The sequence below is a fragment of the Microvirga soli genome, assembly GCF_016734765.1.
Classification (GTDB): domain Bacteria; phylum Pseudomonadota; class Alphaproteobacteria; order Rhizobiales; family Beijerinckiaceae; genus Microvirga; species Microvirga soli.
This window is the reverse complement of sequence record NZ_JAERQE010000013.1, coordinates 107316-133260: the sequence shown is the minus strand read 5'-3', so window position 1 is coordinate 133260 and position 25945 is coordinate 107316. Positions and strand designations below refer to the sequence as shown.

Here is a 25945-nt window from a genome sequence, read left to right as displayed (position 1 = left end):
CATCAGGGGTTCGTGTCGCAACGACCACCTTCAGGCCCTCAGACGGGATGAACAACCTCCTTAGATCTCACAGCTAGCCCCATCGGCAATGACCGGTTTGTCGTAGCCTGGGAGGGTGTCGAGGGAGCAAGCCGTGTCATCCGCGCTCAAGTGTTCGGCAGCGACGGAGCCCCTGCAGGCAATGCCGTCAGCTTCACAAAGCCAAACGGAACTCTGGAAGGCACACCTGTTATCAAGGCACTTGCGAGTGGCGGCTTCGCCATAGCCTTCATGGTCGATGTGGGCGGGGATGATGAAAACATTTATACCGCTGCCGTTGCGGCCAATGGCACGATCATCGCCAACACAACCTATGTCGGCACCAGCACAGCTGGAGACCAGTGGGATCCGTCCCTGATCGCTCTCTCCGGCAATACTTATGCGGTGGGCTGGATGAGCGATAGCGAACGAGGGCAACAATACGTGGTGGAAGTGATTGGCGTCCCCGGCACGTCCGTTCCTCCGCCTAATCCAACCCCGAATCCCGATCCTACTCCAACATCAAGCGATCAATGGTTGGGCACGAACGGCAACGACGTCCATACCGGCACATCTGCTTCGGAAGCGCTGAAAGGTCTGGGCGGCAAAGACATGATTGACGGCGGGGCCGGCAACGACAAGCTCTGGGGCGGCCTGGGCAACGATAGCCTGATGGGCGGCGATGGACTCGACATCTTCGTGTTCGACACGAAGCTGAATAAGGGCAGCAACAGGGACATGATTGCAGATTACAAGGTCGCGGATGACTCGATCTGGCTCGACAACAAGGTGTTCTCCAAGTTGGGAAAGAAGGGGTCGGAAGCAAGTCCTGCAAAGCTGAGCAAGTCGGTCTTCGCGTACGAAAAGGCGAAGGACAAGAACGACTATATCGTCTACAGCAAGAAGAAAGGCACGATCTCTTACGATGCCGATGGCTCAGGCACCAAGTACAAGGCTTTGGAGTTCGCCACGGTTAAGAAGGGCCTGAAGCTCACCCATGACGACTTCTTCGTCATCTAGCCCCAAAAGTCGCCTTACCGCCTCTCCTCGAAAAACTCCCGCAGCAATGCGACGGCCTCGCTCTCCCTGATGCCGCCGTAGACCTCGGGGGCGTGGTGGCAGGTCGGCTGGTCGAAGAAGCGCACGCCGCTGTCGACCGCCCCGCCCTTCGGATCATGGGCGGCGTAATAGACCCGGCGGATGCGGGCAAACGAGATCGCCCCGGCGCACATGGTGCAGGGTTCCAGGGTCACGTAGAGATCGCAGCCGGAGAGACGCTCGTCGTCGAGGGCCTCACAGGCCCGGCGGATGGCGAGCATCTCGGCATGGGCGGAAGGGTCGCGCAGCTCCCGCGGGCGGTTGCCGGCGGAGGCGACGATGCGCCCGTCCCGGACGATGACGGCCCCCACCGGCACCTCGCCGCGGGCGGCAGCAGAGCGGGCCTCGTCGAAGGCCACGCTCATGGGATCGGCCTCCCCCGGATCAAGCGGCGTGTGATCGGCGTTGTCCATAGCTCTCGTGTTCCCTTGGCCCTCGCTTCTCTTGGGCACCTCTGCTATCAGGCTCCCATGACCGACAGCAACGACGATAATCGCAAGGGCCGTCCGCCGGGACGCTCCGACCGTGGCCGCCCCTCATCCGGCGACCGCCCCCGCAAGCCCCGCGAAGGCGGCGAGCGTCCCTTCCGCGCCCGTGGCGACGACGATCGCCCGCGCAAGCCCCGTGACGCCGGAGACAAGCCTTTCCGCAGCCGCGATGGCGACAAGCCCTTCCGTCCGCGGGCCGAGGGAGGCGACCGGCCTTTCCGCAGCCGTGACAACGACGACCGTCCGCGCCGCTCTGAGGGCGGCGACAAGAAGCCGTTCCGACCGCGCACGGAGAGCGGCGACAAGCCATTCCGCGCCCGCAGCGCGGGGGACAAGCCGTTCCGCCCTCGTGGCGAAGGAGGCGACAAGCCCTTCCGCCCGCGTCGCGAGGATGGCGACCGCCCCTTCCGGGGCCGCGGCAGCGATGAGCGTCCGCGCCGTTTCGACCGCTCGAGCGAGGATCGCCCGCGCCGCGCCCGCGAGGAGCAGCCTGCCGTGCAGGCCGAGCCCCAGGAGCCGGTCGAGGATCGCATTGCCAAGGTGATCGCCCGTGCGGGCATTGCTTCCCGCCGTGACGTGGAGGTGATGATCGCGGAAGGTCGTGTGACCCTCAACGGCAAGGTGCTGGAGAGCCCGGCCGTCAACGTGACCGCAACTGATACGATCACTGTGGACGGCGAGCCCCTGCCCGCCAAGGAGCGCACGCGCCTGTGGCTGTTCCACAAGCCGCGCGGCCTCGTGACCACGGCGAAGGACCCGGAGGGACGCCCCACCGTGTTCGACAACCTGCCCGAGGATCTGCCCCGCGTGGTGGCGGTGGGCCGGCTCGACATCAACACGGAAGGGCTGCTGCTGCTCACCAATGACGGCGGGCTCGCCCGCGTCATCGCCCATCCGGACACCGGCTGGCTGCGTCGCTACAAGGTGCGCGCCCACGGCGAGATCAACCAAGCCGATCTCGACGGGCTCCGCAACGGCATCTCCATCGACGGGATCGATTACGGCCCCATCGAAGCACGCCTCGACCGTATCCAGGGCGACAACGCGTGGATCACGATGGGCCTGCGCGAGGGCAAGAACCGCGAGATCAAGCGCATCCTGGAGCATATGGGTCTGCAGGTGAACCGCCTGATCCGTATGTCCTTCGGTCCGTTCCAGCTCGGCGACCTCGAAGACGGCCTCGTGGAAGAGGTGAAGACCAAGGTTCTGAAGGATCAGCTCGGCGCAGCGCTTGCTGCGGAAGCCGGGGTCGATTTCGAAAGCCCGGTGCGCGAGCCCATCGCGCCTTTCGGCTCCTCGAAGAAGGAGCGCCAGGACCGTGACGAGCGCCCTGCCCGGCCCGCCCGCGGCCGCGATGAGGAGCGTCCGCGCCGCCGTCGCGACGATGACGAACGGCCGTTCCGTCCCCGTGACGGCGAACGTCGCGGTCGTGACGAGGAAGAGCCCGCAAAGCGCCCGTCGCGCCTCGACCCCAAGCGCAGCGTGTGGCGCGCCGGCGAAACCGACGAGGATGCGCCGAGCAGAAAGATGCCCCGCCGCGGCGCCGATCCGCGCGAGGCCCGCGCTGTAGCCGGTGAGCGTCAGCGTGAACGCATGGGCGCGATTACCTCCAAGGAAGGCCGCAAGGTCCGGGTGGAGCGCCTCGTGCGCCAGCCGCAGGAAGAAGAGGCGCCTGCTCCGCGCAGGGGCCGTGGCGGTGCTGGGGCTGAGGACCGCCCACGCCGCCGTGACGATCGTGATGCGACTCCGGCCCGTCGCGGGCGTGAGGGCGCAAGCCGTCCGCCGCGCCGCGACGACGACCGCCCGCGCCGTCCGGCCGGCGACAGGCCGTTCCGCTCACGAGATGAGGGTTCCGAAGATCGTCCGCGCAGGCCACAGGGCGACCGCCCCTTCCGTTCGCGCGAAGGCGGCGATGACCGCCCTCGCAAGCCGCAGGGAGACCGTCCGTTCCGTGCACGCGAGGGAGGCGACGACCGTCCCCGCAAACCGCAGGGAGATCGCCCATTCCGCGCTCGCGGTGACGATGAGCGTCCCCGTCGCGGCCCTCCGCGCGGCGATGGACCGTCTCGCGGTGGGCCGAGAGGCGGTGCCGGCGGTGGCTTCAAAGGCGGCCCCAGAGGTGCATCCAAGGGAGGCGCCTCGAAGGGCGGCTTCAAAGGTGGCTCCAAGGGCGGCCCGCGCGGCCGCCGCTGACAGGGATTAGGCCATGAGAATCGTGGGCGGGCGCTGGCGCGGCCGCTCGCTCAAAGGGCCGAGCTCGGACGCCATCCGCCCGACCTCGGACCGCCTGCGCGAGACGCTCTTCAACATCCTCGAGCATTCCTATGACGATCCCCTCGAGGGCGCGCGCGTGCTCGACCTGTTCGCCGGCACCGGCGCCTTAGGGTTGGAAGCGCTCTCGCGCGGCGCCGCCTTCGCGCTCTTCGTCGACGATGGCGCGCAGGCCCGCGGCATCATCCGCGAGAACGTGGAAGCGCTCGGCGCCGGCGGTGCCACCCGCCTCTTCCGCCGCGATGCCACGCGCATGGGAGAAGCTGCACCGAACGCGCCCTTCTCCCTGGTGTTCTGCGACCCACCCTACGGCCGGGATCTCGCGCCAAAGGCCCTGCGTTCCTGCGCCGAAGGCGGCTGGCTCGTGCCCGATGCGCTCGTGATCGTGGAGGAAGCGCAGGGCGTTGAAGTCACGCTGCCAGAGCGTTTCGAGGAGATCGAGCGGCGGGATTACGGAGAGACCAAGGTGGTGTTCGGGCGGTTCATGGGGTGATCGTTTCGCCCTGCGACAGCACGGTTTCACAAGACGGTTGTCCTATCGCTGATTCTGCATAACATTGCGTCACTGCGCCGAAGGGCGCCATGTTATGACTGCGATGGGGATCGCCATGGCCGAACCGTTTCTCTGGGGATCCCAGATCAGTCTTCCCGCTGGCCTCCGAAACCCTCATGTGACAGCGCTCAGCAACGGCACATTCCTGGTACTCAGCCGGATCGGCACAGTGTGGGACGAATCCGGATTCAAAGCATGGGTCTATAATGCGGATGGAACGCTCAAGGAGGAGAAGACCCTTGACGTGCCCAGTGACTACACGACCGAGGCGAACGCCACTCACTTCGACCGGTATGTCCTGAACCCCGTTGCAGCAGAACTCCCGGATGGGCGTATCGCCATCACGTGGTCCATGCGTCACAGCAATAGCGCTCAATATGGCGTCGCGTGGCTGAGTCTCTATGGGGCCGACCTGCAGCCTCTCGGTTCAGCCCGCCCCATCGCCGGCCTGAAGCTTACCCCATCATATGCGGATGGTGTTCACGCCTCCGACGACATCCTCAGCCTTGGCGATGGCACACTTGCCGTTGCTTATCGAAGCTATGCAGGCGAAGCCTTTGTACGCATCGTGGGAGCGAATGGCACTCTCTCAAATCCCGTGAGCCTCGGCCCTACATTTGCAGCCGATATATCCAGCAATCCCGATTTTGGATCCGTAGTTGATCTGACGGTTCTTTCGAACGGCCATGTGGTCGCTGTGGTTCGTGGGAGCACAACAGCAAACCATTTTTACATCCTGGACACATCAGATGCGCAGAACCCCACTCGGTCAGGTCCGTTTTCCATCCCAGTCGTGGCGCCTTCGGACCTGAAATCAATCGAGGTAACCGCTCTTGAAGATGGTCGCTTCGTTGTCACTTGGACTGAGAAAGGTGGGATCGATGAGAGCGGTACCGAACCAGAGGTCACGGTCGAGTTTCAAGTCTACAACTCTGACGGCACGGCTAACACTAACACTGGACCCTTAGCTTTCTACCCGAGCGCTCAGGATGCTGCTTCGGTCGGCACTCCTGATATTCTCGCTCTTCCGGGCGGCGGCTTTGCGCTTGCCGCTCAAGTCGTTCCGAACGATTTCCCTCTGAACTCGGAAGTTCGCTTGGCGATCTTCAACGCAGATGGGGAACGTGTGAGCGACAAGTTGCTCGTGAGTGAGCCAGCCGCAGAGGGAAAGTTCTCAGTTAAGGGATTGTCGCTGCTGGCTGACGGGCGCATTGCCGTGCATCTTTCAAACGGCATCCAGATCGTCGATCCGCGAACCGAAGCGGTTTCTCTGACGGGTACGAACCGGGACGACCAGTATATCGGCACCGCCTTCAACGACACGCTTGCAGGAGGCACGGGCGATGACATCCTTGATGGCGGCGCCGGTCGCGATATTCTCATAGGCGGGGCCGGGAACGACACCTACAAGGCCAACGCCTCGGACGTGATCGAGGACAGCTCCGGGTCGAACGATACCGTCATCCTGATCTCCGGCGAACGCTATACCATGGCCAACGGGATCGAAACCCTTATTCTCGCGGCAGACCTTCAAGGCGTGAACGCAACCGGCAACGAGTTGAGGAACACCCTGAGAGGCAACAAATTCGGCAACACCCTCGATGGCGGTGCAGGTGCCGATACTCTGGATGGTGGTGACGGCTTCGATTTCGCGTCCTACGCCAGCGCAGCCTCAGGCGTCACGGTCAATCTCGCCACTGGCGCAAGCCCGGACGGCGACATCTTCATCAGCATCGAAGGCGTGATCGGCTCAAGTCATGCCGATATCTTCACCGGCAATGGCTCCGCGCTCCTCACGGCCCGCGGCGGCGATGACACCTACACCGTCAAATCGGGAGATGTTGTCGAAGAAGCTGCCGATGAGGGCCGCGATACGGTGATCGTCGGCGGGAGCTATGCGTTGAAGGCCGATGCCCACATCGAAGTGTTGCGGCTTTCCGGCATTTCCTCGAAGACATCCGCCAATCTCACAGGCTCCGACACGGCCAACGAGATCCTCGGGCATACCGGCAAGAACACGCTCAAGGGCCTCGGCGGCCATGATGTGATCAAGGCCTCTTCCGGTGACGACCGCGTCTACGGCGATGCCGGCAATGACACGCTTTATGGCGGCTCCGGAAACGACAGGCTCTATGGCGGTAGCGGAACGGGCAAGGACGTGTTCGTGTTCGACACGAAGCTCAGCAAGACCAAGAACGTGGACCGGATATACGACTTCAGCACGAAGTATGACTCCATTCAACTCGAGAACAAGATTTTCACCAAGCTCGGAAGGGACTCGTCGAAGGGCGTGAAGTTCAAGTCGGACATGTTCGTGAAGGGCAATGCCGCGCAGGATCGGGAGGACCGCATCGTCTATGACAGCAAGACGGGGGCGCTCTATTACGACCAGGACGGCACCGGCTCGAAGGCTCAGGTGAAGATCGCCACCTTGTCGAAAAACCTCAAGCTGACCTATCACGACTTCTTCGTGATTTGATCGACATAGAGCGCGACCACCTTTCACCCTCACTGTCATCCCGGGGCCGCATAGCAGAGCCCGGGATCCATAACCGCTGACGGGGCAGAACCAGGTGGGACGCTGCCCGTCCTCTTCTGAAGCGTGGTGTTTATGGATCCCCGCCTGCGCGGGGATGACAGTGGAGGCGCAAGAGCGCGCCTGCATGATCATGTAAGCATTTGCCCTCCCTTTAAGCGGCCGCTATACCGCCTCTTCACACGTCACCGAGGAAGGGTTCATCATGAAAGCGGTTCTCTTCGAGCAATTCGGTCAGCCACCGCGCGTGCAGAACGTGCCGGATCCGACGCCCTCGGCGGAGGGCGTCGTGATCAAGGTGGAGGCGACGGGCCTGTGCCGGAGCGACTGGCATGGCTGGATGGGACATGATCCCGACGTGGTTTTGCCGCATGTGCCGGGGCACGAACTCGCCGGCACCGTTCTTGCCACCGGCAAGCAGGTAACGCGCTGGAAGAAGGGCGACCGTGTCACGGTGCCGTTCGTCGGCGGATGCGGACATTGCCACGAATGCAACTCGGGCAACCACCAGGTCTGCGAACAGCAATTCCAGCCGGGCTTCACGGCCTGGGGGTCGTTCGCGGAATATGTGGCGGTGGACTACGCGGACACGAACCTCGTGGCGCTTCCCGAGGAACTGGATTTTGCCACCGCGGCCAGCCTCGGCTGCCGCTTTGTCACGTCGTTCCGCGCCATCGTCGACCAGGGCCGGGTGAAGCCCGGCGAATGGGTGGCGATGCACGGCTGCGGCGGCGTCGGGCTCTCGGCCATCATGATCGCCAGCGCCATGGGGGCAAACGTGATCGCCATCGATTTGACCGACGAGAAGCTTGCCTTCGCGCGCGAGATGGGTGCGGTCGCGACGATCAATGCCCGCGATTCCGCCGACGTGATCGGCGCCGTGAGGGAGATTACGAAAGGCGGCGCGCATGTGTCGGTGGATGCGCTGGGGCATCCGGCCACCTGCTTCAACTCCATCGCCAATTTGCGTCGTCGCGGGCGTCACGTGCAGGTTGGGCTGATGGTGGGCGATCATGCCCGCGCCTCCGTGCCGATGGCGCAGATCATCGCGCATGAACTGGAGATCTACGGCAGCCACGGCATGCAGGCCTTCCGCTACCACGACATGATGGCGATGATCCGCACCGGCAAGCTCACCCCGCAGAAGCTGGTCGGCAAGCATCTGAGCCTGGACGAGGCGCCCGCCGCCCTCATGGCCATGGACCGGTTCGAGGGGCTCGGCATCAGCGTCGTCACGCGTTTCGAATGATCCACGACCTGCCCTCCTCCCCCTTGTAGGGAGGAGTTGGAGGTGGGGGTGCCGGCGCTACGTTCTGAGATGTTGGTGCACACACCCCCACCCTTAATCCCTCCCCACAAGGGGGAGGGAAAGAGAGCCACATCCTGCGCCCGTGTTGTTGAACAAACATCGGCCGCGCTATGTAAGCCTTCAGTCCCGTTGCTGCGCTGGAGAATCCGATGGCCTACCTGCCTGCCGCCAACCGCTACGACTCGATGATCTACAACCGGTGCGGCCATAGCGGGCTGCTGCTGCCGGCGATCTCATTGGGGCTCTGGCACAATTTCGGCGAGGACAAATCGGCCGCCACTGCGCGGGAGATCTGCCGCACGGCGTTCGACCTCGGCATCACGCACTTCGATCTCGCCAACAATTACGGGCCGCCTCCGGGCTCGGCGGAAACCCTGTTCGGCGAGATCCTGCGCAGCGAGTTCCACGGGCTTCGCGATGAGCTGGTGATCTCCACCAAGGCCGGCTACCGCATGTGGCCGGGTCCTTACGGTGAGTGGGGCAGCCGCAAATATGTGCTCTCCAGCCTCGACCAGAGCCTCAAGCGCTTAGGCGCCGATTATGTGGACATCTTCTATTCCCACCGCTTCGATCCGGACACGCCGCTGGAAGAGACCATGCTGGCCCTGGACTCGGCAGTGCGGCAAGGCAAGGCGCTTTATGTGGGCCTCTCGTCCTACAACAGCCAGCGCACCCGCGAGGCCGTGGCGATCCTGCGCGAGCTGAGGACGCCCTGCATCATCCACCAGCCGAGCTATTCCATGCTCAACCGCTGGATCGAGGAGGATGGCCTGCTCGACACCCTCGACGATGCAGGCATGGGCTCCATCGTGTTCTCGCCGCTGGCTCAGGGCATGCTGACCACGAAATACCTGAACGGCATTCCCGAAGAGAGCCGCGCCGCGCAGGGCAAGTCCCTGCGCACCACTTTCCTGAACGAGGACAACCTTGCGCGCATCCGCAGCCTCAACAGCATCGCCGAGCGACGGGGGCAGACGCTGGCCCAGATGGCGCTCGCCTGGGTGTTGCGCGGCGGACGCGTGACCTCGGCGCTCATCGGCGCGAGCCGTCCCGAGCAGGTCGTCGATTGCGTCGGCGCGCTCAAGAACCTGTCCTTCACCCCGGAGGAGCTTGCCGAGATCGACCGCTTCGCCGGTGAGGGCAACCTGAACATCTGGGCGGCCTCGGCGGAACGGAAGGGTCCGTCGCGTTGAAGCATCGATCCCAAAAGTGGATCTGCACTTTTGGGATCGATTTGATGCTCCAGCACAGACCGCAATCCCCAGTCTCTTCGGGGATACCCCTTTCGAGGGACTTGAGAAGCCGGTTAACAAATGGTTAATGCAAAGCTTCATTGGCCATTTGTCCCGGGTCGCTTCCATGGTCTCCGTCACTGCCTCCGACAACCGCCGGCACGCCAGGCGCTTTCCTGCCCAACATCCGGCGCAGATCCTGCTGGGGCCTGACGCGATGATCCCGTGCACGGTGAAGGACATCTCGACCGGCGGCGCCAGGATCGCCCTGAAGCCGCAGATGGACCTGCCCGAGACCTTCGAGCTGTTCATCGCGGCCCACGACCTGCAGGTCCGCCGGGCGCGGGTGTGCTGGCGCCGGGGTGCTTTCGCCGGGATCGCGTTCAGCTCGGATGATGCTGACGCGGGCATGAGCGTGGAAGCGCCTCGCACCCCCAGCTTCGAGGATTGCCTCGATCAGGCCGCCATGCCGGCGCATCTGGCCGCCAAGCCGATGCGCAAGAGCCTCAAGCTCTGGCAGACAAATATCTGACCAACCGACCCGTCTGCCAATACGTACAGGGCCATTGACGAAACTTTATTGCCATGCTTGCCTCCTCTCGAATTGGGGGAAGCCGATGTCCTATTCTCGTAAGCTTCTGATCGTCCTCGTTGCCACCAGCACTTTGCAGATTGCGCCCATAACCCCGTCATCCGGGGCCGAGCAGGCGATCAGCAGGCAATCCGATTGTACGCGGGTCGGAGGAAAGCTGAGACCGAGCGGCTTCAAGCCCAGCGACAATCTTCCCTATGTCTGCACCTATCCCGGCTCGCATGACCGAAAGTGCAAGCGGCAGATGAAAGACGACACGGCTTACTACGACATCGCAGACAAGAAGTGCGTGTCAGAGTTCATGTGTGAGGAATGGTTCGTCTGTTAGCGGCAAACCCTTTTGATCAGGTTTGCCAGCGCCTGATCACCTAGGTCCCAGGTTAACCTTGAGCCAACCTATCGCCGGCCGAACAGGCGCTCGATGTCGCTCAACTTCAGTTCCACGTAAGTCGGACGCCCGTGGTTGCACTGGCCTGAGAGCGGCGTCGCCTCCATCTCACGCAGGAGCGCGTTCATCTCCTCCGGCCGCAGGCGCCGCCCGGCGCGGATCGAGCCGTGGCAGGACATGCGCGAGAGAACCGCATCGAGCCGCTCCTCCAGTGGGCTTGAAGCGCCCTGCCCCCATTCGGCGAGCGCATCGGCCACATCCTGCACCAGCGCCTTGATGCGACCGCCTGCCAGCGCGGACGGCACCTCGCGCACGAGCAGCGCGCCGTGACCGAACGGCTCGACCACGAGGCCGAGGCTCTCGAGGGAGGACGCCTCCGACAGAACGCGGTCCGCATCCACAGGATCGAGATCGACCACTTCGGGAATGAGCAGCAATTGCCGGGCGATGCCCGATGAGGCACGCTCCCGCTTCAGCCGCTCATAGACAAGGCGCTCATGCGCCGCATGCTGGTCGACGATGACGATGCCGTCCTGCGTCTGCGTCACGATATAGGTGCCATGCAGCTGCGCGCGTGCGGCACCGAGGGGCGATTCCTCTGCCTGCGGCTCCATCTCATGCAGCGTTGCGCGGCTGTCGGCGGAGGGCATCGCAAGATCGGGCAGGCTCGCCTGCCGCTCAGAAAGGCCCGATGTGTAGGATGCCTCCGGCGCATCGAGCGGTGCCTGCCAGTTCGCGAAGGCGCCAGTGGGGCGGATCGCATGGGCGCGGTGCGGATAGGCCGGGCGCAGGGGCACCGCGCCTTGCGGGCGCAGGCTCTCGAGCGTGCGTGTGCCGCCGGTCGAGGAGGCCCTGAACGCGTAGCGGGTGATGGCCTCCTTCAGCGCTCCGACCACGAAGCCGCGCACGAAAGCGGGATCGCGGAAGCGCACCTCGGTCTTGGCCGGATGCACGTTCACGTCGACGCTGCGCGGATCGAGATCGATCATGACGGCGAGCACCGGGTGCCGGTCCGACGCCATCACATCCGCATAGGCGCCGCGCACGGCGCCGAGCAGCAGCTTGTCGCGCACAGGCCTGCCGTTGACCACGAAATGGATCGCCGTGCCGGTGCCGCGGTGATAGGTCGGCAGGCTCGCGAAACCGCTCAGCCGCACGCCCTCGCGCTCCACGCCGATCGCCATGGCGTTCTCGTGGAACTCAGACCCCAGCACCCGTGAGAGGCGGCGCAGGAAGCCGTGTTCGCCGGGCTCCTCCGGCGGATAGGTGAACGCCGTGATGTGCTCGCCCGACAGGGTGAAGCGAACAGTGGGATGCGCGATGGCGAGCCGCTTGACGATCTCCGCCACGGCCTGCGCCTCCGAGCGGTCGCTCTTCAGAAACTTTAGGCGCGCGGGCGTAGCGGAGAACAGGTCCGTCACTTCCACGCGGGTGCCCTTGGGCGCAGGTGCAGGCCGCACCGGGCTCTTGATGCCCGCTTCCACCACGATGGCGCTGCCGGTCTCGGCCTCAACTGTCCGCGACACGATGGAGAGCCGCGCCACCGCGCCGATGGAGGGCAGCGCCTCGCCCCGGAAACCCAATGTGTTGATGGCGAACAGGTCGCCGTCCGGAAGCTTCGAGGTCGCGTGGCGTTCGACGGCCAGCTCCAGATCCTCGGGCGTCATGCCCCGGCCGTCATCGACGATGCGGATCAGGCGGCGCCCGCCTGCCTCCACGGTGATTTCGATGGAGGTGGCGCCCGCATCGACCGCATTCTCAACCAGCTCCTTCACGGCCGCCGCCGGGCGCTCGACAACCTCGCCCGCAGCGATGCGGTCGACGAGGATGGGATCGAGGCGGCGCACATGCATGAGGATTGCGGGTCTCAAGGATTCGGATGAAGGGAAGATAGGCGTTGAAGGCGGCAGAAACCAGAACGCGCGACGTTATTCCCCTGCTCACTTACCAGCGTCGTCATCCCGGACGGCGTCAGCCGATCCGGGATCGGGTACAGGATAGGGTGCTCCTCCCCCTCCCCCTTGTTGGGAGGAGGGCTCTTGCGCCGCTCTCGGCTGACGATCCCGGGTTCCGCTGCGCGGCCCCGGGATGACCACCTCTCGGCAATGGCCGCTCCTCAGCCCTGCGCGAGGTACTGCTTCGCCAGGATCTTGCCCTCTTCCACCGCAGGCTGATCGAACGGATCGACCCCCAGGGCGTAGCCGGCGAGGATCGTCTCCAGCATGAAATGCATGAGGATTTCGCCGACCGCGCGCTCGTCGAGCTTTTCGATATGGATCTGGCGGGTCGGACGGCCATTCTTGGCCAGGGTGTCGGCGGTGGCGCGGCCCTGCGCGGCCACCAGATCGCCGATATGCTTGCCGCCGAAGCCCGGCTCGCCGGCCCGCTTGGCGAGCTTCTCGTCCATGAGCGGCCCCTTGCCCGCCACGCCCGTGGTCATGACCGTGAAGAGCTTGTCGTTGGGGCCCGCGAGGTAGAGCTGGAGTTGGCTGTGCTGGTCCACCGGGCCAATGGCCGCTACCGGCTGGGTGCCGTGGCCGTCCTTGCCGACGCTCTCGGCCCAGAGCTGCACCCACCAACGGGTGAAGCGCTCGAGCCGATCCGCATAGCCCATCGCCACGGTGATGCCCTTGCCGTTACGGGCCATGGCCACGTTGAGGGCCGCACCGAGCGCCGCCGGCGCATCCTTGGCGGAAGCGCCGTTGCGGAAGGGTTCGTAGGCGTCAGCAGCCCCCTGACGGATCGCCGCAATGTCGAGGCCGAGGACGGCTGCCGGCAGCAGGCCCACATTGGTGAGCACCGAGTAACGCCCGCCGATGCCGGTGTGATGCTCGAGAAAGCGCACGCCCTCGGGCTCCAGCAGATCGCGCAGCGCATTTCGGCTGCCATCCTTGCGCGGCTCGGACAGGCCCAAGAACACGTCCTTTGGGTGCGCACTCAGGCCCGCCTTGTCGAGGGCCGTGAGCACGGCAATCGTCTGCATCAGGGTCTCGCCCGTGCCGCCGGACTTCGAGATCGACACGAATTTGGTCGAGGAGAGCGGCAGCTTGTGCAGCACCCGGTCGAAGGTGACGGGATCGAGATTGTCGAGGAAGTGCACTCGGGGGCTCTCGGTGAAGCGCCCGGCACCCGGCACCGCGTAATCCTTCAGCTGGGCCAGGGTCTGGCCGCCGAGGCTCGATCCGCCTGTACCAAGGAACACCACGTCGGTGGCATCGTCGCGCAGGAAGGTGGCCGCCTCGCGGATGCTCGCCAGATCGTCCGTGGTGCGGGGCATATGGAGCAGCGGCAGACGCCCCGAAGAATCGTCTTCCGCCAGCCGCTTCATAGCCTGGCCGACGAGCCCGAGCGCCTCATCCAGCGCTGCCTGCGACAGACCGCCCTCCCCGATATTGGCATCCAGGGCAAGATCGATCGATTGCTGCAGGGGCATAGGCGTACTCCGACTCGTTGCAAGTTGGAGCGCAAGATTAGGGCACACAGGGGGGCACGGCTAGGGCTAGAGCATCGAACGCAAAAGTGGGCACCGGTTTTGCGTGGAAAGATGCGTCAATTCAAATAGCTAAAGCATCGGACGTGAAATCGGACGCACGTCCGATGCTTTAAGCCGGAATGCCACTGCTCAGAGGGGACACCCGCTCGTTATTCTGCCCGACGACCGCAGCACATGACCGACCGTCAGGCGTGGCCTCACACGCCGGTGGGCCGTCCCGCGATCACCGTCAGCATCTGGCCATCGCCAAAGATGCGCTCGGCGGCCTTGCGGATATCGGCCTGCGTGACTGCGCCGACGAGGGCGTTGCGGCGGCCGATATAGTCGATACCGAGCCCCTCGAAGGCGATCTGGGCCAACGTATGGGCAATCTTGGTCGAGGTGTCGAAGCCGAGCGCATAGGAGCCGATGAGGTAGTCTTTGGCCTTCTGCAACTCCTCGTCGGAGGGGCCTTCGCTCGTGAGCTTCGCCATCTCACCGGTGATGACATCGAGAGCCTCAACCACGCGCTCGTTCTTGGTGGCCGTATAGCCCCAGGTCATGGCGGCGGAGCGGTAGCTCACCAGCGATGTGCCGACGCTGTAGGCGAGGCCGCGCTTCTCGCGCACCTCCTGGAACAGGCGAGACGTGAAGGCGCCGCCACCCAGGATGTGGTTGAGCACATAGGCCGGGATAAAGCCCGGATCGCTCCAGGCAATGCCGTTCATGCCGAAGCGAATGACCGATTGCGGCACGTCGAGATCGACTACGATGCGCGAACCGGTCTTCTGCAGCGTCGCGGGCTCGATGATTCCGAGAGCCTTCGCTTCAGGAAGAGAGCCGAACACCCTGTCGAGCAGCGCCGACAGATTGTCGGCCCCGATGGCGCCGACCACCGCGACCTTGACGCGTCCGCGGGCGATGATCGCCCGGTGCATGGCCACGAGATCATCCCGCGTGATCGCCGCGACGCTCTCGGGTGTGCCAGACGTTGGGCGGCCGTAAGGATGACCGGCAAAGCCTTCCTCGAAGAAACGGCGGGTCGCCATCACGCCGGGATCGTTCTGCTGGTATTTCAGGCCGGCAATCGTCTGAGCCCGCACGCGTTCGATGGAATCCTGATCGAAGCGCGGCTCGGCCAGCGCTAGGCGCATCAGCTCAAAGGCTTCGTCCGCATGCTTGACCAGCGTCTTCAGGGAGCCGCCGAGCGCATCATTGCCGGCATTGAAGGACAGCTCGATGGCGCGCGCAGCCAGGCGCTCCTGGAAGGCGTCGGAATCATAATCGCCGGCACCCTCGTCGAGCAGGCGCGCGAGCATCTGCGCGACACCCGGCTTGTCCGCCGGATCATGCGCCGAGCCGCCCTCGAAGATGAACGAGACGGCGATGAGCGGCACCACATCGGACTCGACATGCCAAGCCTCGACGCCGCCCGGTGAGGTCAGCGCCTTCACCTGGGTCGGAGACGAGGACAGGGTTTCGACAGAAGCTGTCATTGTGACCTCAAATTCTGGGGCAGGCAGCTTACGAAGCCGACTTCTGCAGGTAGCCCGTCACGGAGCGGCGGGGGACAAGATAGCGCTCGGCGGCAGATGCGAGGTCGTCCTTGAGAACGGTCTCGATTTCGACCGGCCAGCGACGCACCTCCTCGATGGTCTCACCGATGGCGAGCGCCGAGCCGTAGATGCGGGCGAGCGAGGATTGGCTGTCGGTGGAATAGATCGTCTCGGCCACGAGGCGCGTCTTGGCGCGCTCAATGGAATCCCCATCCAGCGCCTCGGACGGGATCGTCTTGAGCACCTGATCGACGGCTTCTTCCAGGGCCTGAAGCGACACGCCCTCGGCCGGAACCGCATAGACGCAGAAGCGCGTGTCTTCCATGGCGGAGGACATGTACCAGGCGCCTGCATTCACCGCGATGCCGCGCTCCATGACGAGCTTGCGGTAGAGATACGACGTCGGGCCGCCGCCGATGACCTCGGCGAGCAGTTCGAGCGAATAGCAATCGCGCTGCGAGGCTGTGCGGCAGGACGGCACGAGATAGAGCCGCTGCAAGGTGGGCTGCTCGACCTTGGGGTCGGCGACCGTGATGTGACGGGCCGCCACGGGCTCCGGCTCGCGCGGGCGCACACGCACCGGGCGCTTGCCCTGCGGCGCGACGCGGCCATAGGTGGTGTCGGCCAGGCGGCGCACCTCGTCCTCGGTCACGTCGCCGGCCACCACGAGGATGCCGTTCTCAGGCGTGTAGAAGCGGCGATAATAATCGAGCGCGTGATCGCGGTTGAGCGTCTCGATCTCGTGCATCCAGCCGATGATCGGAATGCCATAAGGATGATGCACGAAGAGCGAGGCGGCCATGGCCTCGGACAGCTGCGCCGAAGGATCGGTCTCGACGCGCATGCGGCGCTCTTCCAGCACCACGTCCCGCTCGGGAGCGATGACGGACTCCTCCAGGAGGAGGTTCGTCATGCGGTCGGCCTCGAACTCCATCATGGTCTTGAGGTTCTCGCGCGCGACGCGCTGGAAGTACGCCGTGTAGTCGAAGGACGTGAACGCGTTCTCCTGGCCGCCGAGGCCGGACACGACCTTGGAGAACTCGCCGGCCGGATGCTTCTCCGTGCCCTTGAACATCAGATGCTCGAGGAAATGCGCGATGCCCGACTGGCCGATCGGATCATCCGCCGAACCGTTGCGATACCAGATCATGTGCGTGACGACGGGAACGCGATGATCGGGGATGACCACAACATCGAGACCGTTGTCGAGAGTGAAGGAGGACAGGTTCGGGCCACTGCCTTCCGTTCGCCCGAAGGAAGCGGCGTCCGCGCGAAGAATGGGCTTAGAGGCAGTGTCCATGACGTTTCAACCTTGGCGACATCAAATCGTTTCGCAGGATAGACCTACGGGAATAGTCAAATTGAGGGGGTACGCAAGCGAGGCCGCGAAACTTTCCGGTGGGGAGACAGTTCGCACGGAAAGGGGAAACCAGGCTTGGCCTTTTCAGGACCCCATAACGTTTTCAGGCGAAGCGGGGGAACCCGTTCGCCTGAAAAAGAGAGAAGAGTGAGTGGCTATCGCCTGCGCTCTTGCTGCTGGCGGATGAAGGCCTGTGGTCCCTCGGGATCGCCGTTGATCACCGGATCGGCGGAAGCCTTGAGCTTGCCGCCACCCTGGGCCTTGAGGAGCGTTCCGGGAGGATCGCTGAGATAGCGGCGCTCCAAACCGTCACCCTGAAGCTTCACGTCATCGTCCTTCATCGAGAAGGAGCGAAGCTCGTCCGGGGTCATGCGGCTCATATCGGCCTGTGCGCCGGAGCGAGCGGGTGCAGCCGTGGCGATGTTATTCGGGTTGCGTCCGGCGCGCATCTCCTCGACGGAGAGACGGCGGCCTTCATTGAGCTTGTAGGCTTCCGAGCTGGTCCAGGGCGTCCGGGCCTCGGCCGCCGCCTTGCGGCGTGCTGCCACGTCGGGGTCGTTGGGCCAGTTGCCGTTGCGCGCCTCGGCACCGCCGCCTGGGGCCGGCGCGGGCAGGTCCAGCTTCGGCGGGAGCACGAGAGGAGCACGCTCGTTATAGACGATGGGCGCCTTCTCCTTGGGAATGATGCCGATGGCGCCAAGAATGCTCTTCATGCCTTCGCCCTCCTGCGCCGAAGCGCCGGTAGCGGCGACCAGAAGCGCCAGAGCCCCCGCGCACCCTACGATTTTCATTCCCTTCATGGCACCCACCATTGGTTTCTCGTTGTGGCCGGAAGGCCTGATCGCTCATTCAGGCGAACATATGGCAGCCGGGCGCTGCAGAATATCATTTCTTCGCCCGACGCCCTTCCAGGACGAAGGAGTCATAGAGCAAACCGACCACCCCCGCAACGATGGCCGCATCCGCCACGTTGAACACGTACCAGGACCATGACCCGATGTGGAACTGGATGAAATCGAACACGGCCCCATAGGCCAGCCGGTCGATGACATTGCCGACGGCCCCGCCGACGATGAGCCCGAGGGACGTTGCCAGGAGCTTGGCCGTGGTGCGGCGGATCCAGAGGGACAACCCAATGGCGGCCAGGATCGACACCACGATCAGGACCCAGCGGCCAAGATCGGAGTTCTGCTGGAACAGCCCATAGGAGATGCCCCGGTTCCACACCACGATCAGGTTGATGAACGGGGCGAACTCCACCGGCTCCTTCACCGGCAGGTCGAAGACGAACAGGGTATAGAGCTTGGTCGCCTGGTCGAGGACGAGCGTGATCAGAGCGGCCGAGAAGCCGAGGATCGCGGCGGCCGAGAGACCTTTGCGAACCGTGCGGCTCTTGCCGGGGTTCCTCGGGCTGCGCGGACGCGTCGCAGCGCCGGAGCGCTGCGGGCCGGCCTGAGAGGTCGCGCCGGCCTCGGGCAGCGGCGCGCCGGTCCCGTTCGCCTTGCTCATTCCGCCGCCGCCTTGAGCTGGTCCCACTCCCGCAGGGCTGCCGCATCGCGGGGCGTCACGTCCGGATAGTTCGGATCGCTGCCCACCTCCGGGGTGACCTTCCATGACCGGGCGCACTTGCGACCTTGAGCCAGACCCGGCACGACCGCCACGCCCTTCACGTCCTCGAGGCGGAAAGCGTCAGCCGGCCCCTCGCCCTGCACCACCTGGATGCCGGACGTGATCGAGATCTCGGCAAGGTCGAGGCCCTGGACGGCCTGGAGCAGGCTCTCATCCGCGATGTGCACCACGGGCGCAGCCTCCAGGCTCGCGCCGATGCGCTTCTGCGCACGCTCGATCTCGAGTGCACCCGTGACGACACGGCGCACGCGGCGCACCTTCGACCAGCGCTCCGCGAGCGCCTCGTCGCGCCATTCCGCCGGCACGTCGGGGAAGGTCTCGAGATGCACCGACTCGGCCTCTGGATAGCGCTCAAGCCACGCTTCCTCTGCCGTGAAGGCGAGGATCGGCGCGATCCACGTCGCCACGCAGCGGAAGGTCTGGTCGATCACGGTCAGGGCGCTCTTGCGCACCTTGCTCGAGATCGGATCGCAGTAGAGCGCGTCCTTGCGGATGTCGAAATAGAATGCCGACAGGTCCGTGGTCATGAACGAGTTGAGGAGCGCAATCACCCGCTTGTAATCGAAGCTGCTGTAGGCCTCGCGCATCTCGCCGTCGAGCTCAGAAAGGCGGTGGAGCACGAAACGCTCCAGCTCCGGCATTTCGTTGAAAGCAACCTTATCAGCTTCGCGGAAATGCGCGAGCGAGCCCAGCATCCAGCGGATCGTGTTGCGCAGCTTGCGGTAGGTCTCGACGAAGGTCTTCAGGATCTCCGGGCCGATGCGCAGATCGTCCGAGTAGTCGGAGGCCGCCACCCACAGGCGCAGAATATCGGCGCCCGAATCCTGGATCACCTTCTGCGGGGCGACCACGTTGCCGAGCGACTTCGACATCTTCTGACCCTTCTCGTCCAGGACGAAGCCGTGGGTCAGAACGATGTCGTAAGGCGCGCGACCGCGCGTGCCGCAGCTCTCCAGCAGCGAGGAGTGGAACCAGCCGCGATGCTGGTCCGATCCTTCGAGATACATGACCTGATCGGGACCGCCATCGACCTTGCGCGTCACCTTCAGGTCCTCGCGCTTCTCCAGCGCGAAGGCATGGGTGCAGCCCGAGTCGAACCACACGTCGAGGATGTCGTTCACCTTGTCGAAATCGCTCAGCTCATAACCGAAGGGCTTGAGGAAGCGTGAACCGTCACCCGCATACCATGCATCCGCACCTTCCTTCTCGAAGGCCTCGGCAATGGCGTTGTTCACGCGCTCGTCCTTGAGGATCTCGTTGCTGTTCTTCTTCACGAACACGGCAATCGGCACGCCCCAGGCGCGCTGGCGCGACACCACCCAGTCAGGACGGTTCTCGATCATGCCGTTGATGCGGTTCGCGCCGGATTCCGGCACCCACTCGACGGTCTTGATGGCGTTGAGCGCGCGGGTGCGGAGCGTATCGCGGGCGGGCTCCTCCGGCTGAAGGACCAGAGGCGCAGCCTGGTGAACGCCGCCCTCGCCGCTGAGCGGCTTGTCCATGGAGATGAACCATTGCGGCGTGTTACGGAAGATCAGCGGACCCTTCGAGCGCCAGGAATGGGGATACTGGTGCTTGAGGCGCCCGCGCGCGATCAGCGCGCCGACCTCGACGAGCTTCTTGATCACCGCCTCATTGGCGCCCGCATCCTTGCCCTTGTCGTCGTAGATGCGCTCGCCCGCGAAGAACGGCACGTCGGGGAAGTAGGACGAATCCGGCGAGACCGTATGCGGCACCTCTTTCGTGCCGCAGGCGGCGAACACGTCGCGATGCTTTACGTAAGTATTGTAGTCATCCGCGCCGTGGCCGGGAGCCGTGTGCACGAAGCCCGTGCCCGCATCGTCGGTGACGTAATCGGCCGGCAGCACCGGCACGCCGAAATCCCAGTAGCCGTTCGCGCCTTCAAGACCACGGAACGGGTGCGCGCAGCGCTCGAGCATCACCGGCAGCACGTCCTTCACGCGCTCATATCCGGCAACACGCGCGGCGGCGAACACGTCGGCCGCGAGCTTGTCGGCGATGACGAGGCGGTCGCCCACCTTCGCCCAGTTGTCGTCCGCTGCTTCCGTGACCTCGTAGAGGCCGTAGGCGATGTTCTCGCCATAGGCGATGGCGCGGTTGGCCGGGATCGTCCAGGGCGTGGTCGTCCAGATCACCACGGACGCGCCGTCGAGATCGCCGTCGAGCGTGTTGGTGATCTTGAACTTCACCCAGATCGTCGTGGAGGTCTTCTCGTGATACTCGACCTCGGCCTCGGCCAGCGCCGTCTTCTCGACCGCGGACCACATCACCGGCTTCGAGCCGCGATAGAGCTGATCGCTCACCGCGAACTTGATGATCTCGCGGGCGATCTGCGCTTCCGCGTCGAAGCTCATGGTCTGGTACGGGTTCGTCCAGTCGCCCTCGACACCGAGGCGCTTGAACTCCTCGCGCTGCACGTCGATCCACTTCTCGGCGAAGGCGCGGCACTCGCGGCGGAATTCGACGATGTCCACATCGTCCTTGTTCTTGCCCTTGGCCCGGTACTCCTCCTCGATCTTCCACTCGATCGGCAGGCCGTGGCAGTCCCAGCCGGGCACGTAGTTGGAGTCGAAGCCCAGCATGCCCTGCGAGCGGACCACGAGATCCTTCAGGATCTTGTTGAGCGCGTGGCCGATATGGATGTTGCCGTTGGCATAGGGAGGGCCGTCATGCAGCACAAAGCGCGGACGGCCCTTCTGGACCTCGCGCAGACGCTCATAGAGCCGGTTCTCGTTCCAGCGCTGCAGGAGCAGCGGCTCCCGCTGCGGCAGACCGGCCCGCATGGGAAACTCGGTCTGGGGCAGGAACAGGGTTTCGGAATAGTCGCGGGCAGCGCGGTCTAGCTTATCGGTCATGACGATCAATCAGGTCTCGTGTGGCCCGGGTCAAGGCGGGCGCATCAGGCTTCTCTTTGAGGGCGAACGGCTAGGATCCCGGACCTTCGCAGGTCATGCGAAAGCCGGGCCGATAATTCGCGCCGCGCCTATCCGGGCCGCCGGCAGAACCTGAGAAACCATGGGCATGGGGAGCCTTTTAGCAGCGCCGGGGCGGATAATAAAGCGCGGACGCATGGGATTCCTGCAAGGGTTCCTTGATCCCGGCAGGCAGGAACCAATGCCACGGTTCCGACTTGCTCCCATCGGGCCGGACGGCCCTCTTCCCAAGGACGGAGCCCTCCCTTGCCGCGATCCAGCCTGACGCCCCCGCAGTCGCCCGTGCGCTACAGCCCTTCCGTCGAGACGCCCCATCCGGACGAGGCGGAGGTCGGAGCGAGCATTCTGGAATCGATGCAGAAGATCCGGGAGAAGACCCTGGAGGATTACGGCCGTCCCGTCCGCAGTGTGCACGCCAAGAGCCACGGCGTCCTCAAGGGCGAGCTGCATGTGCTCCCCGACCTGCCGCCGGTTCTTGCCCAAGGCCTGTTCGCCAAGGCCAGCACCTACCCGGTTGCCTTAAGGCTCTCGACCACCCCTGGGGACATTCTCGACGACAGCGTCTCCACCCCGCGCGGTCTTGCGATCAAGGTGGCTGAGGTCGAGGGTGAGCGACTGCCGGGATCGGAGGGCGGCACGACCCAGGATTTCGTTCTGGTGAATGGGCCGACCTTTCAGGCAAAGCCAAAACCGTTCGCCCAGAATCTCAAGCTTCTCGAAAAGACCACCGACCGGCTCGACCGCACCAAGAAGGTGGTGTCGGCGGTCTCGCGGGGCCTGGAAACCCTGATCGAGGCGTTCGGCGGCCAGAGCGTCGCGCTGAAGTCCCTCGGCGGGCATCCGGAGACGCATATCCTGGGCGAGACCTTCTTCTCGCAGGCGCCGATCCGCTACGGCGACTACATAGCCAAGGTCTCGGTTGCGCCGGTGAGCGCTGAGCTGACGGCGCTCAAGGACGCCCCGGTCGATCTCAACGGCAAGCCGGATGGCCTGCGCGAAGCCGTGGTGGATTTCTTCCGTCAGTATGGCGGCGAGTGGGAGATCCGGGTTCAGCTCTGCACCGATCTCGAAACCATGCCGGTTGAGGATGCCTCGATCTTGTGGCCGGAGGACCAGAGTCCCTATATTCCTGTCGGTCGCATTACGGTTGCGCCGCAGGAGGCTTGGAGCGACAACAAGGTGGCTGCCATCGACGAGGGTCTGTTCTTCAGTCCCTGGCATGGCCTTGCCGCGCATCAGCCCCTGGGCGTCATCATGCGTCTGCGCCGGAAGGCTTATGAAGCCTCTGCGGCGTTCAGAGCGGCCCATAACGGGCACGCCATCGAGGAGCCGAAGACGCTGGATGCAATTCCGGCGTAGAGGCTCTTCCAACCATTCAAGAGGAAGACCCATGGCCCACTCCCCTGTGGACGACAAGCAGCGCTCAACAGCCGGTTTCGACCTCACACCGCCCAGCCCCGAACAGTTCCGCACGCTCGTGAACAATCTCGACGATGAGGAGCGCCGCGTTCTCCTGGAGCACGGCACGGAGCGGCCCTTCTGCGGCGTCTTCAACGAGGCCAAGGACAAGGGCACCTATTGCTGCCGCCTCTGCGGGCTTCCGCTCTTCCACGCCGGCACCAAGTTCGAATCCGGCACCGGCTGGCCGAGCTTCTTCGATCCCATCGACCGCTCGCATGTCGCCTTCGTGCGCGACACCAGCTACGGCATGGTCCGCACCGAGATCCGCTGCGCCCGCTGCGAAGGCCATCTCGGCCACGTCTTCAATGACGGCCCGCCCCCGACCGGTGAGCGCTACTGCATGAACTCGGTCTCCATGCGCTTTGTGGCCGAGGGCGATCCGCTGCCGGACGAGCTGGGACGCGGCGCACCCGAAGGCGAGGTGGCGGGCTAAGGCCCCGCCATGGAGCCGAGCCGGCAGGAAACGGACGACAGGACGGGCGCAGATTTCTACGCCCGCCTGCCGGTCTTCGATCACTTCTCCGATCTGACCGATGCTCGGCGCTACATGCCCGTTCCGGACGATTGGGTGATCGGCCTGAGCGACATCGTCCGCTCCACCTCGGCCATCCAGGCGGGACGCTACAAGGAAGTCAACACGGCCGCCGCCGCCGTCATCGCGGCTTTGGCCAACAAGCTCGGCACAAGCGAATTCCCCTTCGTGTTTGGCGGCGACGGCGCGAGCTTCGCCCTGCCGGCTTCCGAGTATGACATCGCACGAGAGGTGTTGAGCGCTGTCGCGGCCTGGGTGCGGGACGCCTTCGATTTCGAGCTGCGCATCGCCCTCGTGCCGGTCTCGGAGATCAGGGCTCAGGGCCACGATGTCCGCATTGCCCGGTTCGCCGCCTCGCCGGACGTGTCCTATGCCATGTTCGCGGGAGGCGGCCTCGCCTATGCCGAGCGGCAGATGAAGAACGGCGCCTTCGCCATTCCTCCAGCCTCATCGGGCACTCTGCCCGACCTGACGGGCCTGAGCTGCCGCTTCGACGAGATCACGCCGGAGCGCGGTGTCATTCTCTCCCTGATCGTCCTGCCCACCCCGGAAGCCGACATGGAGGCTTTCAACACGCTCATTGGCGAGGTGCTTGCCCTGGCCGAGGGGCAGGAAGCCGGTCGCCCGCTCTCTGATAAAGGGCCTCCGCTCGCATCCCCGTTCAAGGGCTTCGGGGTTGAGGCCAAGACGGTCAGAACGGGCGGGTTTCGCCTCCTGCCCCTGGCGCGGCTCGCGGCTGGACGGCTCGCATCGTTCATGATCTTCCGAACGGGTCGGCCTTTCGGCGGCTTCGATCCTGCTCGCTACCGTCACCAGCTCGTCGAGAACACGGATTTTCGCAAGTTCGATGACGGCTTACGGATGACGCTCGACTGCACGCCTGCGTTGGCCGATCGGCTGGAGACGATGCTGTCGGAGGCCGAACAGCATGGCATCGCCCGCCACGGCCTGCACCGGCAGGAGGCGGCCCTCATGACGTGCTTCGTCCCCTCGCCCACCCGAGCCGATCACATCCATTTCGTCGACGGCGCCATGGGTGGCTACGCCATGGCCGCGCAGGCGATGAAGCCTGCGGTATGAAGCATCGTCATCCTGGACGGCGCAGCCGATCCGGGATCGCTTTCAGGACAAGCCGCGATTTCCCTCTCCCCTCTGCGGGAGAGGGTGGCGAACGGAGTGAGCCGGGAGAGGGGCAGTCATCGAACGAACTCGGCCCCTCTCCCCCCTGCTTCGCAGGGCACCCTCTCCCGCAAAGGGGAGAGGGTTGATCGCGCCACTCTCGTCCGGCGATCCCGGATCTGCGCTGCGCTTCGTCCGGGATGACGCCTCACAGCTTCAACCGACCATCGAAACCGTCTTATCCTCAGCAAGCATCCTCTTCGCCTCAACCGAATCCCGATCCATCTGGGCGATCAGCGCCTCGATGCCATCGAACCGCTCCTCGCCGCGGATCCAGCCTATGAACTCCACGTCCAGAACCTGCCCGTAGAGATCGCCGGCGAAATCGAAGAGATGCACTTCGAGCAGAGGTGCTCCGTTGTCGAAGGTCGGGCGGCGGCCGAAGCTGGCAACCCCATCGACCAGTGTACCGCCAACCGAGGCTCGCACCGCATAGATGCCGTGCCGCAGGCGGCAATCGTCGGGCAGACGCATATTGGCCGTCGGATAGCCGAGGACGCGCCCGCGCTTGTCGCCGTGGCGAACCTCGGAGCGGACGAACCAGCGATAGCCGAGAAGCCGGTTGGCCGTAGCAATATCGCCCGCTTCCAGGGCGGTCCGGATGGCGCTGGAGGAGACCGGCTCCGTGCCCTCGACAATGGCAGGCGCCACAAGGCAATCGAGCCCCCGCTCCCGGCACAGCTCCATCATGCGCTCCGGATTGCCCTCGCGCGCCCGGCCGAAATGGAAATCGTGGCCGATCACGACCCCCGACAGTTCCAAGTCTTTCGCCAGCAGGTCCACGAAGCCCGCGGCCGTGAGCGCGGCAAGCGATCCGTCGAAGCGCCTCTGGAACACGCCCGCGAGGCCAAGCCGCGCGAAGATCGCCAGCTTCACGGGCTCCGGCGTCAGGCGAAACAGCGGCTGGTCGGGCTGGAAGAAGCTGCGCGGATGCGGCTCGAAGGTGACGACCGCAGCGGGTCGTCCGGAGTTCAACGCTACAGTCAGCAGGTGCCGGTGCCCGCGATGCACCCCGTCGAAATTGCCGATAGCCGCCACGGCTCCCTTGAGGCTCTCGGGCACAGGCTCGCCATCGCGGCAGATCGCGAAGGGAATGGGCATCAGGGGAGAACCTCGGAACTCATCTGGAACTGGTCGGTGCCGCGCGACCCTGTCGAAAAGCACCCTGTGGGTCAAGCCCGTTCGCCTCGACGGCCTTCAAGAGAGATCCTATATTGTTGCATCTCCGCGACGAACCGCTCTGGAATGCTCATGCTCAAAGCTTTTGCGCTTGTCCTCATAACCTTTGGGCTCTGGTGGTTGGCCTTGTACATCTGG

At 64.6% G+C, this 25945-nt stretch carries 20 protein-coding genes; 11 read left to right on the top strand and 9 right to left on the bottom strand.

What is annotated here, in order from left to right; all coding sequences use genetic code 11:
* Positions 1–150: 150 nt before the first annotated feature.
* The gene (locus JKL45_RS29945) at positions 151–1038 is read left to right on the top strand and encodes a calcium-binding protein (RefSeq protein ID WP_201861712.1); all 888 of its coding nucleotides are present in this window, start codon (positions 151–153) and stop codon (positions 1036–1038) included.
* Between the two features lie 14 nt (positions 1039–1052).
* On the opposite strand, the gene JKL45_RS13685 is transcribed toward JKL45_RS29945, so the two are convergent.
* Positions 1053–1529 carry a nucleoside deaminase gene (locus JKL45_RS13685; RefSeq protein WP_201861710.1) on the bottom strand — a complete coding sequence of 159 codons (477 nt, stop codon included), beginning with the start codon at positions 1527–1529 and terminating at the stop codon, positions 1053–1055.
* Between the two features lie 57 nt (positions 1530–1586).
* On the opposite strand from JKL45_RS13685, the gene JKL45_RS13680 reads away from it, so the two are divergent.
* The 7 genes from JKL45_RS13680 to JKL45_RS13650 all read left to right on the top strand — a co-directional run bounded on the left by JKL45_RS13680 (position 1587) and on the right by JKL45_RS13650 (position 10425).
* Positions 1587–3797: a pseudouridine synthase gene (locus tag JKL45_RS13680; protein WP_201861703.1), complete on the top strand. Its 2211-nt coding sequence runs from the start codon at positions 1587–1589 to the stop codon at positions 3795–3797.
* A 13-nt stretch (positions 3798–3810) separates the two neighbouring features.
* Positions 3811–4368, top strand: a complete 558-nt coding sequence (rsmD, locus tag JKL45_RS13675) for a 16S rRNA (guanine(966)-N(2))-methyltransferase RsmD (protein WP_201861701.1) — start codon at positions 3811–3813, stop codon at positions 4366–4368.
* A 115-nt stretch (positions 4369–4483) separates the two neighbouring features.
* Positions 4484–6907, top strand: coding sequence for a calcium-binding protein (locus JKL45_RS13670; protein ID WP_201861699.1), 2424 nt, complete (start codon positions 4484–4486; stop codon positions 6905–6907).
* 262 nt (positions 6908–7169) lie between these two features.
* Positions 7170–8213, top strand: coding sequence for a zinc-dependent alcohol dehydrogenase family protein (locus JKL45_RS13665; protein WP_201861697.1), 1044 nt, complete (start codon positions 7170–7172; stop codon positions 8211–8213).
* Positions 8214–8422: 209 nt separating this feature from the next.
* Positions 8423–9466, top strand: coding sequence for an L-glyceraldehyde 3-phosphate reductase (mgrA, locus tag JKL45_RS13660; RefSeq protein ID WP_201861695.1), 1044 nt, complete (start codon positions 8423–8425; stop codon positions 9464–9466).
* A 166-nt stretch (positions 9467–9632) separates the two neighbouring features.
* Positions 9633–10037, top strand: a complete 405-nt coding sequence (locus JKL45_RS13655; protein WP_201861693.1) for a PilZ domain-containing protein — start codon at positions 9633–9635, stop codon at positions 10035–10037.
* 85 nt (positions 10038–10122) lie between these two features.
* Positions 10123–10425 carry a hypothetical protein gene (locus tag JKL45_RS13650; protein ID WP_201861691.1) on the top strand — a complete coding sequence of 101 codons (303 nt, stop codon included), beginning with the start codon at positions 10123–10125 and terminating at the stop codon, positions 10423–10425.
* Positions 10426–10493: 68 nt separating this feature from the next.
* Here JKL45_RS13650 and mutL read toward each other — a convergent pair whose 3' ends face one another.
* The 7 genes from mutL to ileS form a co-directional block, all read right to left on the bottom strand.
* On the bottom strand, positions 10494–12338 hold the full coding sequence (mutL, locus tag JKL45_RS13645) for a DNA mismatch repair endonuclease MutL (RefSeq protein WP_201861689.1): 1845 nt from the start codon (positions 12336–12338) through the stop codon (positions 10494–10496).
* 263 nt (positions 12339–12601) lie between these two features.
* The gene (locus JKL45_RS13640) at positions 12602–13918 is read right to left on the bottom strand and encodes a phosphoglucose isomerase-related protein (RefSeq protein WP_201861688.1); all 1317 of its coding nucleotides are present in this window, start codon (positions 13916–13918) and stop codon (positions 12602–12604) included.
* Between the two features lie 257 nt (positions 13919–14175).
* Complete coding sequence (locus tag JKL45_RS13635; RefSeq protein WP_201861687.1) at positions 14176–15453, bottom strand: M16 family metallopeptidase; 1278 nt, start codon at positions 15451–15453, stop codon at positions 14176–14178.
* Positions 15454–15481: 28 nt separating this feature from the next.
* The gene (locus JKL45_RS13630; RefSeq protein WP_201861686.1) at positions 15482–16813 is read right to left on the bottom strand and encodes a M16 family metallopeptidase; all 1332 of its coding nucleotides are present in this window, start codon (positions 16811–16813) and stop codon (positions 15482–15484) included.
* Between the two features lie 215 nt (positions 16814–17028).
* Complete coding sequence (locus JKL45_RS13625; protein WP_201861685.1) at positions 17029–17673, bottom strand: hypothetical protein; 645 nt, start codon at positions 17671–17673, stop codon at positions 17029–17031.
* An 85-nt stretch (positions 17674–17758) separates the two neighbouring features.
* Positions 17759–18229, bottom strand: coding sequence for a signal peptidase II (gene lspA / locus JKL45_RS13620; protein ID WP_312896960.1), 471 nt, complete (start codon positions 18227–18229; stop codon positions 17759–17761).
* 149 nt (positions 18230–18378) lie between these two features.
* Entirely contained in the window at positions 18379–21378 is a 3000-nt protein-coding gene (gene ileS / locus JKL45_RS13615; protein WP_201861683.1) for an isoleucine--tRNA ligase, read from the bottom strand.
* Positions 21379–21702: 324 nt separating this feature from the next.
* Here ileS and JKL45_RS13610 point away from each other — a divergent pair, with 324 nt between their 5' ends.
* The 3 genes from JKL45_RS13610 to JKL45_RS13600 are packed head-to-tail and all read left to right on the top strand — an operon-like array spanning position 21703 to position 24529.
* Positions 21703–22815 carry a catalase family protein gene (locus tag JKL45_RS13610; protein WP_246498529.1) on the top strand — a complete coding sequence of 371 codons (1113 nt, stop codon included), beginning with the start codon at positions 21703–21705 and terminating at the stop codon, positions 22813–22815.
* A gap of 31 nt (positions 22816–22846) precedes the next feature.
* On the top strand, positions 22847–23350 hold the full coding sequence (gene msrB, locus JKL45_RS13605; RefSeq protein ID WP_201861676.1) for a peptide-methionine (R)-S-oxide reductase MsrB: 504 nt from the start codon (positions 22847–22849) through the stop codon (positions 23348–23350).
* Positions 23351–23359: 9 nt separating this feature from the next.
* A complete protein-coding gene (locus tag JKL45_RS13600) occupies positions 23360–24529 on the top strand; it encodes a DUF3095 domain-containing protein (RefSeq protein WP_201861675.1) in 1170 nt (389 codons plus the stop codon).
* Between the two features lie 255 nt (positions 24530–24784).
* On the opposite strand, the gene JKL45_RS13595 is transcribed toward JKL45_RS13600, so the two are convergent.
* Entirely contained in the window at positions 24785–25729 is a 945-nt protein-coding gene (locus tag JKL45_RS13595; RefSeq protein ID WP_201861672.1) for a bifunctional riboflavin kinase/FAD synthetase, read from the bottom strand.
* Positions 25730–25945 lie beyond the last annotated feature (216 nt).